5 protein-coding genes are annotated in these 10,329 nt (G+C 72.3%); 4 read left to right on the forward strand and 1 reads right to left on the reverse strand.

What is annotated here, in order from left to right:
* The 3 genes from E1281_RS31730 to E1281_RS31740 all read left to right on the forward strand — a co-directional run.
* On the forward strand, positions 1 to 3,104 hold a 3,104-nt coding region (locus E1281_RS31730; protein ID WP_207943601.1), incomplete at its 5' end, for a family 78 glycoside hydrolase catalytic domain.
* Complete coding sequence (locus E1281_RS31735) at positions 3,101 to 6,289, forward strand: family 78 glycoside hydrolase catalytic domain (RefSeq protein ID WP_207943602.1); 3,189 nt, start codon at positions 3,101 to 3,103, stop codon at positions 6,287 to 6,289. The genes E1281_RS31730 and E1281_RS31735, both read left to right, overlap by 4 nt.
* Positions 6,290 to 9,250 (forward strand): glycosyl hydrolase, encoded by a 2,961-nt coding sequence (locus E1281_RS31740; protein WP_131883402.1) that lies wholly within the window; start codon positions 6,290 to 6,292, stop codon positions 9,248 to 9,250.
* Between the two features lie 47 nt (positions 9,251 to 9,297).
* Here the strand turns inward: E1281_RS31740 and E1281_RS31745 are convergent, their stop codons facing one another.
* Positions 9,298 to 9,645: a DUF1801 domain-containing protein gene (locus E1281_RS31745; protein ID WP_131883403.1), complete on the reverse strand. Its 348-nt coding sequence runs from the start codon at positions 9,643 to 9,645 to the stop codon at positions 9,298 to 9,300.
* Positions 9,646 to 9,779: 134 nt separating this feature from the next.
* On the opposite strand from E1281_RS31745, the gene E1281_RS31750 reads away from it, so the two are divergent.
* A complete protein-coding gene (locus tag E1281_RS31750; RefSeq protein WP_207943603.1) occupies positions 9,780 to 10,229 on the forward strand; it encodes a MarR family transcriptional regulator in 450 nt (149 codons plus the stop codon).
* Positions 10,230 to 10,329: the final 100 nt, after the last annotated feature.

Here is a 10,329-nt window from a genome sequence, read left to right on the forward strand (position 1 = left end):
CCGCCCCCACCCGCACCGCGAAGGCGCGGACGCTCCGTCCCGAGGATCCGCGCGTGGACCACCTGCGGTCCCCGCTCGGCATCGACGACACGAAGCCGACGCTCGGCTGGCGGTACGCCGCGGGGCCGCGGAACGCCGTCCAGACCGCCTACCAGGTGCGCGTCGCGAGCTCGGACCGCCGCCTGCCACATCCCGACCTGTGGGATTCCGGCAAGGTCGCCGGCGCGGCGGTCTCGGCCGTCTACGCCGGCCGCGCCCTGAAGTCCCGCGAACGCGCGTCGTGGCAGGTCCGCGTGTGGGACGAGCGGGGCCGCGCGTCGCGCTGGAGCGAGCCGTCCCACTTCGAGATGGGGTTGCTCTCCGCGGCCGACTGGACGGCCCACTGGATCGGGAACGAGGCGTGGTCGGCCGACCCGGAGCCGGTCGCGGCGACGGTCGCGTTCACCGCCCGTTCCGCCCGGTACGTCCGCCTGAACGTCACCCGGCTCGGTCTCCCGATCAAGGAGGGCTGGCCGTACGAGGTGTCGCGGCTCCAGCTCGCCGAGATCCGGGTTCTGGACGGGCCGTCCGGCGCCGACCTGGCGCTCGGGGCCCCGGTGACCGCGTCGGAGAGCTACACCGTCGCGGGCCAGTGGGAGCCGAAGGCCGTCACCGACGGCTCGCTCACCAGCGACGCCGCCCCCTTCGGCTACACGAGCATGGAGCGCAGGGAACAGGACCTCACCGAGCCCATCTGGGTCCGGATCGACCTGGGCGAGGAGCGCCGGTTCGACCGGATCCTGCTCTATCCGCGCACGGACGTGACGACCGACGACGAGAAGACGGCCAACTTCCCGGAGGACTTCACCGTCCAGACGTCCAGCGACGGCGAGGCGTTCGAGACGGCCGCCACGGTCGAGGGCCAGGAGGCGCCGCCGCCGCTGCACCGCGCGCCCGAGGCGCTCCCCGTCTTCAAGCGGGAGTTCGAGCTCGGCAGGCGCGTCCGCACGGCACGCCTGTACGCCACCGCCCTCGGCGTCCTGGACATCACGGTCAACGGACGGCCGGTCAGCGACGCCGTCCTGGAACCGCCGTACTCCACCTTCAGCAAGCGGCTCGTCTACTCGACCTACGACGTGACGAGACTGCTCCGCCGTGGCGGCAACACCGTGCGGGTGGAACTCGGCCCCGGCATGGCCCATGTGCCGCCCACGCCCGGCCGCTACCAGAAGCTCACCCGCTCCGACGGCAAGCCGGCGTTCCTGGGCCAGCTGGAGATCACCTACACCGACGGCTCCCGCGACGTCATCGCCTCCGGCGCGTCGTGGCGGACGGCGCTCGGCGCCACCACGTTCTCCAGCTGGTACGGCGGCGAGGACCACGACGCCCGCCGGACCCCGGGGGAGTGGGCGGACGCGACGAAGGTCGCGTCGCCGACCGCGAGCCTCGCGGCCCGCACGTCGCCGCCGATCGAGCCCGTGGACGAGTTCCGCACCAAGAAGATCACCGAGCCGCGGGACGGCGTCTACGTCGTCGACCTCGGCACGAACATCGCCGGCTGGCCGAGGCTGCGCGTCCGCGGCCCGGCCGGGACGAAGGTGACGATGCGTCCCGGCGAACTGCTCGCCGGCGACGGGACCGTCAGCCAGCACACCACCGGCTCGCCCATCTGGGACACCTACACCCTGTCCGGCGACGGCACCGAGACCTGGCATCCCCGGTTCTGCTACCACGGGTTCCGCTACCTGCAGCTCGAAGGACTGCCCTCCCCGCCGGACGAGGACACGGTCACCGGCATCGTGCTGCGCGCCGCCAACGAGAAGTCAGGATCGTTCACCAGCTCCCACGGCCTCCTCAACGACATCCACACGATCATCGACCGGGCCGTGCAGGGCAACATGTACTCCGTCCTCACCGACTGCCCGCACCGCGAGAAGCTCGGCTGGCTGGAGCAGGCCAACCTGGTGTTCCCCGCCGTCGCCCGCAACTACGACGTCACCGCCTACTACGGCTCGATCGTCCGCACCATCGCCGAGGCCCAGACCGAGGACGGTCTCGTCCCCGACATCGCGCCCGAGTTCACAGTGTTCTCCGGCGGGTTCCGGGACGACCCCAACTGGGGCAACGTCATCGTGTTCGCGCCCTGGCAGATGTACCGCGCCTACGGCGACGTCGCCACGCTCCGCACGTACTACCCGAACATGGTCCGCTACGTCGACTACCTGTCGGGGAAGGCGGACGGGCATCTGCTCGACTACGGTCTCGGCGACTGGATCGCCTTCGACACCAGCACCCCCAAGGGCGTCACCGCCACGTTCGGCTACCACCGGGCCGTATCGGCCCTCGCCCGGATCGCGAAGGTCATCGGCAAGGACGCCGATGCCGCCGGGTACGAGGCGCTCGCGGGCGAGATCGGCTCGGCGTTCCACGCGAAGTACGCCACCGGCGACACCTACGGCTCCGGCAGCCAGGCGTGCGACGCGCTCGCGCTCGACATGGGCGTCGTCCCGTCCGGCAGGAAGGACGCGGTCCTCGCCCACCTCGTGGGCGGCATCAAGGACAACGGCTACCACCTGACCGTCGGCGAGATCTCGCTGCCGTCGGTGTTCTACGCCCTGTCCGCCGCCGGCCGCGACGACGTCATCCACGCCTTCGCCACGCAGACCGGCAACCCCAGCTACGGCTACCAGGTCGTCCACGGCGCGACCTCGTTGACCGAGAACTGGGACGGCCCCACGTCCGGCAACTCCCAGAACCACTTCATGCTCGGCGCGATCGACGAGTGGTTCCACGCCCATCTCGCCGGACTCGGCCAGGCCGACGACTCGGTCGCGTTCGAGACCCTCCTCATCAGGCCCTCGGTGGTCGGCGACATCACCCGCGCCGCCGCCACCTACGAGACGCCGCGCGGTCACGCGGCGGCCTCCTGGCGACGCACCGGCAGGAAGCTCCGCCTGGACGTCACCGTCCCGCCCGGCACCAGGGCCCGCGTCGAGATCCCCCTCCCGGCCGGGGCCGGGCGGCCCAGGGCCCCCAGGGACGCCACGTGGATCGGCGTCGAGAACGGCCGGGCGGTCTTCGAGACCGGCTCCGGCGACTGGACGTTCGAAGGGAAGGCCGCGTGACCCGCGACGACATGGCCCGGCGCCGTTTCCTCGGCGCGTCGGCGGCCGGGGCGACCGGGGCGGTCGTCCTCGGCTCCGCCGGCACCGCGGCGGCGGCCCCCGCGGGCGGGGCGGCGCGGCGCACGCCGTCCGGCCTGCTGGCCTCCCTCATGCCGGACGGCCTCGGCATCACGGCGGCCAGACCCAGGCTGAGCTGGCAGGTCGCCGACCTCGGGCCCGGGACGGAGCAGACGCACCACCAGGTCCAGTTCGCGACGACCCCGGCCCGGCTGGAGCGCGGCCCGCGCTTCTGGGACAGCGGCCGTGTCGCGTCCGGCGCCTCCGTCGCCGTGCCGTACGGAGGCCCGGCGCTCTCGCCCGAGACGGCCTACTGGTGGCGTGTCCGGACGTTCGACGGGCACCGGTCGTCCCGCTGGTCCGAACCGGCGCTGCTGGCCACGGGCGTCGGCGCGTGGACGGCCGAGCCGATCTGGACGTCCGCCGCGCCGAGCCCGGGGGACGGTGTCCTCAAGGCCAGGGTGCGGATCACCTCGACCGCGGCGAGCCTGTGGTTCCGGGCGTCCGGGGCGAGCGCCAACTACCTGTGGCAGCTCCGGGCCGGGACGCCCGGCGTGCTGAAGAAGCACGTGTGCGTGAACGGCACGTACCGGGTCCTGGAGGAGAAGCGCCTGGCCGTCCCCGTCGAGACGGGCCGCTGGTACGACGTCGCCATCGCGATGACCGGCTCCACGTTCACGACGTCGATCGACGGCACGGAGGTCGACGGCACGACCGACGCGACGTACCGGACGGGCACGGTCGGGATGCGCAACGGTTCCACCGAGGCGAACGTCTGGGACCGCGTCACCTTCACCGGCCCCGACGGCGAAGCCGTCATCGACGAGGACTTCACCGAAGGACGCGGCACGTTCTCCGCCGGAACGGTGGCCGACGGCGCCCTGACCCTGGAGAAGGGACAGACGACCCTGTCGTCGGCAGGTTCGCCCGACGACGACTGGGCGCTGCTCCGCACGGAGTTCACCCCGTCGCGCAGATGGATCGTGGCCGCCGTGCTCCATGTCGCGGCCCAGTCGCCGACACCGACGCGCCAGTACCCGGCGAAGGTCTGGGTGAACGGCGAGGTGGCCGGTTTCGCGTCCACGCCCCATGGGCGCGGGGCACCGCGTTACAACTCGTTCGACGTGACCCGCCTGCTGAGGCCGGGACGGCGCAACGCGCTCGCCGCCCTGGCCTTCACCACCCAGGACAAACGGTTCCTCGCCCAGCTCGTCGTCACCTACGCCGACGGGACGACCACGACCGTCCGCAGCGGCGCGAAGTGGAAGGCGCGCCGCCAGGCCGGGATGCTGCGCGACGGCGGGACGTTCGGCACCGGCTTCTACCACGGCCCCCAGGAGTACTGGGACATGCGGGAGGAGCCGGCCGGCTGGACGGGTCCCGGCTTCGACGACTCCGGCTGGGAGCCCGCGGTGCCCCGGCCGGCGATCGGCGGGCTGGAGCCGGCGCTGATCGAGCCGGTCGGGCTGCACGACGTGCGGCCCGAGTCCGTGCGGAAGGTCTCGCCCGGGACGTGGCTGGTGGATCTCGGCAAGGAGATCGTGGGCGGCCTGCGGATCTCCGTGCGCGGAAAGGCCGGGCAGACCGTCGAAGTGAGGCTCGGCGAAGAGCTGAACGACGACGGGACCGTCAAGCACGCGCTGCGCGCGGGCGTCACCTACCGGGAGGTCTGGACGCTCCGCGACGGCCGCCAGACCATCGAGCACTGGGGATATCGCGGGTTCCGCTATGCGCAGCTCATCTGCGATGACGGACCCGACCTCTCGCACGCGGTCACAGGACGGGCCTGGCGCGCCGGCTGGCGCGACTCCGACGCCTCGTTCTCCAGTTCCGATCCCGACCTCGACCGCGTGTACGACATGTGCCGCTACTCGATCGAGGCGACGCGCGGCGACCTCTACATCGACACCCCGACCCGCGAACGCGGCCCCTACGAGGGGGACGCGCTGATCAACCAGGCGTCCGAGTACGGGGTGCAGCGGTCGTACGCGCTGGCCCGCGCGTCCGACGTCTTCCTGGCGCGCAACCACACCTGGCCGACCGAGTACAGGCTGATGAACGTCATGTCGGCCTGGCAGGACTACCTGCACACCGGTGATCCCGAGCAGCTCGCGGCCGACTACGACGTCCTCGCGGCCAAGCACCTGACGTCGTACCTGGGCGACGACGGTCTCGTCCACAAGGACCCCGGCTCGTCCAGCCGCGACCTCGGCGACCTGGTCGACTGGCCGGTGTCCAACCGGGACGGCTACGTCTTCACCGAAGTCAACACCGTCGTCAACGCCTGCCAGTACGCCGCGTTCACCGCCATGGCCGACATCGCCGCCGTGTTGGGCAGGACCGGCGACGCGAGGACATGGCGGGGGCGGGCCGACAAGCTCGCCGCCGCCATGCGCAAGAAGCTTCTGGACCCCTCGAACGGACGGTTCGTCGACGGCGTGGGCACCACCCACAGCGCACAGCACGCGACCGCCTACCCGGTCGCGCTCGGCGTAGCCGGACCCGGCACGGTCCCCGATTCCGTCGTCCGCGCCTTGGGCAGGACCCTTGCGGACGGCGGCATGAAGGTCAGCGTCTACGGCGCGCAGTTCCTCCTGGACGCCCTGTTCGCCACCGGACAGGCCGAGGCCGCGATCGGCCTGATGACGGCCACCGGCCTCAGCTCATGGCTGCACATGATGGACGACCTCGGCGCCACCGTCGTCGCGGAGGCGTGGGACCCGTCCCTGAAGCCCAACATGACGTTCTCCCACGCCTGGGGTTCCGCACCCGCGAACGTGATCCCGCGCCACGTCCTCGGCGTCCGGGTCACCGCGCCGGGCGCCGCCGAGATCGAGGTCCGGCCCCGCCCCGGCGGCCTCACCCGGTTCTCCGGCCGCGTCCCCACGATCCGCGGCCCGGTCGCCGTCGCGCTGAACCGGGAGAAGCGCTACCGGCTGGACGTGGAGGTGCCGCCCAACACCTCGGCCCGGCTCGTCATCGAGCTGGGCGACGCCGACCCCCGCGACGTCCACGTCACCGGACCCCACGCCCGCGCCCCCCGCGCCACGGACCGCGACGCCACCGGCCGGCTCCTCACCATCGGCCCGGTCGGCTCCGGCCCCATCTCGGTAACCAGGAGGAAATAGGTGAACGAAGTTCGTGACGGGCACGCGGTCACACGCAGGCGGGTTCTCCAAACCGGCGCCTCCGCCGCCGTCGTGGCGGCGGGTGGCCTGCTGGGCGCCCCGGCCCAGGCGGCCCAGGCGGCCCCGGGTCCCCTCGGCGGACGGGCCGCGCGCGGCTTCGCCCGGCCGGAGGCGGCGGTGCGGCCGAGGTTCCGCTGGTGGTGGCCGGACGGGCTGGTCACCCCCGACGAGATCCGGCGGGAGATCGACCAGATCGCCGGCGCCGGGTTCGGCGGGGCCGAGATCGTCGCGGTGCACCACAGCATCGACGACAAATCCGTTTTGGACCCGGCGGGGCACGGCTGGGGCACCCCCGCCTGGAACGCGGGCGTGGAGGCCGCGCTCGACCAGGCGCGCCGGCGCGGCATCACCGTCGACCTGACGATCGGCCCCGCCTGGCCCGCCGCCGTCCCGACGATCACGGCGGACGACGAGGCCGCCGTGCAGGAACTCGCCTACGGGACCGTGACGGTCGCGGGCGGGTCCACCCACGACGGCCCGGTGCCGGAACCTGTCGCGGCGCCCGCGGAAGGCGTGACCAGGAGGCACCTCGTCGCCGTCCACGCCGTCCGGATCGACGCGGCGAACGGGACCCGGGACGAGACCGGCCTCGACCCGGACTCGTTCACGGACCTGAGTACGGAGGTCACCGGCGGGCGGATCTCCTGGACCGCTCCGGCCGGCGGCGACTGGGCGCTGCTCTCCTACTGGCGGCGCGGCAGCGGGCAGCGGCCCGAGTCCGGGCCGCACTCCGCCCCGGACTGCCACGTCGTCGACCACTTCAGCCGGGCCGGGACGCGGGCCGTCACCGCGTTCTGGGAGGCGAGGCTGCTCACCCGCGACATCCGACGGCTCATCAGGCGGGCGGGCGCGACGCTGTTCGAGGACTCGATCGAGCTGGAGACCGCCGCGCTCAACTGGACGCCGGACCTGCCCGCCGAGTTCAGGCGGCGGCGCGGCTACGACCTCATGCCGTACCTGCCGGTGATCGTCCGCCATGACGAGGACACGAAGTTCTCCTACGACGCGGCGACGACATCGCACGTCCGGCACGACTTCTGGCTCACGGTCTCCGACCTGTTCAACGAATTCCACTTCGAGGCGCTCGCCGAATGGGCGCATTCGATCGGACTGGAATACCGTGCGCAGCCCTACGGGCTGGAGACCGACGCCATCCACACCGCCGCCATCGTGGACGTCCCGGAGGGGGAGTCGCTCGGGTTCAAGAACCTCGACGACTACCGTGCCCTCGCCGGAGGCCGCGACATGGGCGGACGCCACATCCTGTCCTGCGAGGCGGGGGCTTACCAGGGCGGCGCCTACAACACGACCTGGGACAAGGTTCTACGCACCATGGGCGGTGCCTATGCGGCGGGGCTCAACCAGACCGGCCTGCACGGCTTCTCCTACGCCACCGCGCCGGGTGCCGCGTGGCCGGGGTTCGCCGGGTTCACTCCCTACGACGGCGGTATCGGATACTCCGAGTCGTGGGGTCCGCGCCAGCCGACGTGGCGGCACGTCCCCGACGTGGCCGGATACCTGGCACGGATCCACCACACCATGCAGGCGGGCAAGAGCCGTGTCGACGTGGCCGTCTTCCGGCAGAAGGGCTACACCAAGACCGGCATCGGCGCCGGATGGTTCACCAAGAGCGGTGTCCCGCTGGGCTGGACGCACCAGTTCGTCAGCGCCCCGCTGCTCGAACTTCCGTCGGCGACCGTGTCCGGTGGGCGGCTCGCGCCGGAAGGGCCCGCCTACAAGGTCCTGTTCGTCGAAGGCGACCGCTTCTCCGGCAAGGAGTGCACGCTGCCTCTCGGCACGGCCCGCACCATGCTGAAGCTGACGAAAGCCGGTCTGCCGCTGGTCTTCATGGGCGACTGGTCGGCCGCCACCGTCCCGGGCATAGCGCGCGAGGGCGAGAACGAGCGGCTGCGGGCGGTCCTCAAGGACCTGTTCGCGCAGCCTCGCGTCCGCAACGTCGCCGCGGAGGAGGACGTCCCCGGCGCACTGGACGACCTCGGCCTACGCCCCGAGGTGAGCTACGCGCAGGGCTCCACCTTGCTCACCGCCCACCGGCAGGACCGGCGCACCGACTACTTCTACCTGTGCAACGGCAAGCACGCCGACAACGTCAAGCCGCCGGTGGCGGCGATCGACCACGAGGTGACCTTCACGCGGTCCGACCGCGGGGCCGTCCCGCACCGGCTGGACCTGTGGACGGGCGAAGTCGAGCCGATCGCCGTCTACCGCGAGGACGGCGACAGGGTCACGCTCCGGGTCGCGCTCCGGCCGTCCGAGGCCACCGTGGTCATGTTCGCGCGCGGCGGGCACGCGCCGTCCGCCCGCTCCTCCGACGCCGAGGTCCGCGTGGACGGGCGGCGGCTGATCGCCCGCGCGACCACGGCCGGCACCTACACCACCACCCTGTCCGACGGCCGCACCGTGAAGACGCGGATCGGCGCCGTACCGGAGGCGCGGACTCTCACGTCCTGGCGGCTCCGCGTCGAGGACATGACCCCGGGCGGCACCGCACGCCACGACCTGCGGCTCGACGCGCTGAAGCCGTGGCCGGAGATCCCCGGCCTCGCGGACGTCTCCGGCATCGGCACCTACACCACCACCGTGGACTGGCCTGGCGGCGACGGTGCCGTGCTCGACCTCGGCGAGGTCTTCGACACCTGCCGCGTCAGAATCAACGGCCGCCGGCTCCCGCCGGTCAGCGTGCTCGTCCCGGCCGTGGACGCCGGCCCCTACCTGCGGCGAGGCCGCAACACGATCGAGGTCGAGGTCGCCACGACGCTGAACAACCGGCTCCGCGTCCACGACCCGGACGTGTACGGCACCGCGTCCCGCCAGGCGTACGGGCTGATCGGGCCCGTCCGCCTCGTCCCCTACGGCGAGGCGGTGATCCGCACCCGCTGAACGGGCGGCCGGCCCGGCCGTCCGGCTCGGCCGGGCCGGCCGCCCGTTCAGCCCTGGTCGAGCCGGACGGCCTGGGAGATGTATCCGCGCAGGGCGTCCTCGTCGATCCCGTCCAGTGTCCTGATCTTGACGTGGCGGGTCTTCTTGCCGACGCCCTCCAGCAGGCCGTGCTCGTCGTCGAACTCGGCGCCGCGCTCGAACGCGAAGGTGAGGTGGGTCTTGCTCTGGCTGATCACCGTGAGGATCCTGTCGCCACGCCAGGCGGGCGAGCCGTAGGTGAGGCACTCGGCGGCACCGGGTGCGCCTTCGGCCATGAGCGTCCGCAGTGAGGCGAGGATCTCGGTGTACTTGGGGTCGAGCTTGGTCGCGACGTAGGTGTCGATCTCGTTGCCCATCACGGGTCTCCCTCAACTGTCCGGCGTCGCCGGCGGCTCTGCCGCGGCCGTCCGGTGGATGGCTTCCTGTGAGGTAAGATACAGTCACGATTATTGATAGTCAAGCTTCGTGACTACTTTGACGGGAGGTGCTCATGAGCGCGGAATCCGGTGCTCCCGACCTGGGCATGCTGGCCGGGCGGCTGATGCGGGCGCTGCAGGAGGAGCTGTTCGAGCGCCTGGCCGAGCAGGGGCATCCGGACGTCCGGCCGCGGCACGGCACCGTCCTCGCGTTCCTCGACCCCGCGGGCGTGCGGGCCACCGAGCTGTCGGCCCGGTCCGGGCAGCACAAGCAGATCGTCGGCACGATCGTGGACGAGCTCGTCGCGCTCGGCTACGTCCGCCGCGAACCCGACCCCGCGGACCGCCGCGCCAAGCGGATCGTCCCCACCGAGCACGGGCTCGACGAGATCGCCAAGGCCCGCGCCATCCTCGCCGGCATCGAGCGACGACACCGGCGGGCGATGGGCGAAGAGCGCTTCGACGCCTTCAAGGAGGCGTTCCAGGAGGTCGCACGTAAGCAGAGTGCTCGCGGGTCCGCCTGAGGCGCACTCGCTTCCCCGGACCCGCCCGCGTTACGAACCGTCACTGGCCGTAACGTTCTGTGCATGGGGGAGGAACGGGGGAGCTGGACGGGGCCCGGGG

The sequence above is a fragment of the Actinomadura sp. KC345 genome, assembly GCF_004348515.1.
GTDB lineage: Bacteria > Actinomycetota > Actinomycetes > Streptosporangiales > Streptosporangiaceae > Spirillospora.

What these genes read in the sequence shown, in the direction of transcription:
- E1281_RS31750 (WP_207943603.1), top strand. Translation starts at nt 9,780, where the DNA reads ATGAGCGCGGAATCCGGTGCTCCCGACCTGGGCATGCTGGCCGGGCGG.
- E1281_RS31745 (WP_131883403.1), bottom strand. Translation starts at nt 9,645, where the DNA reads ATGGGCAACGAGATCGACACCTACGTCGCGACCAAGCTCGACCCCAAG.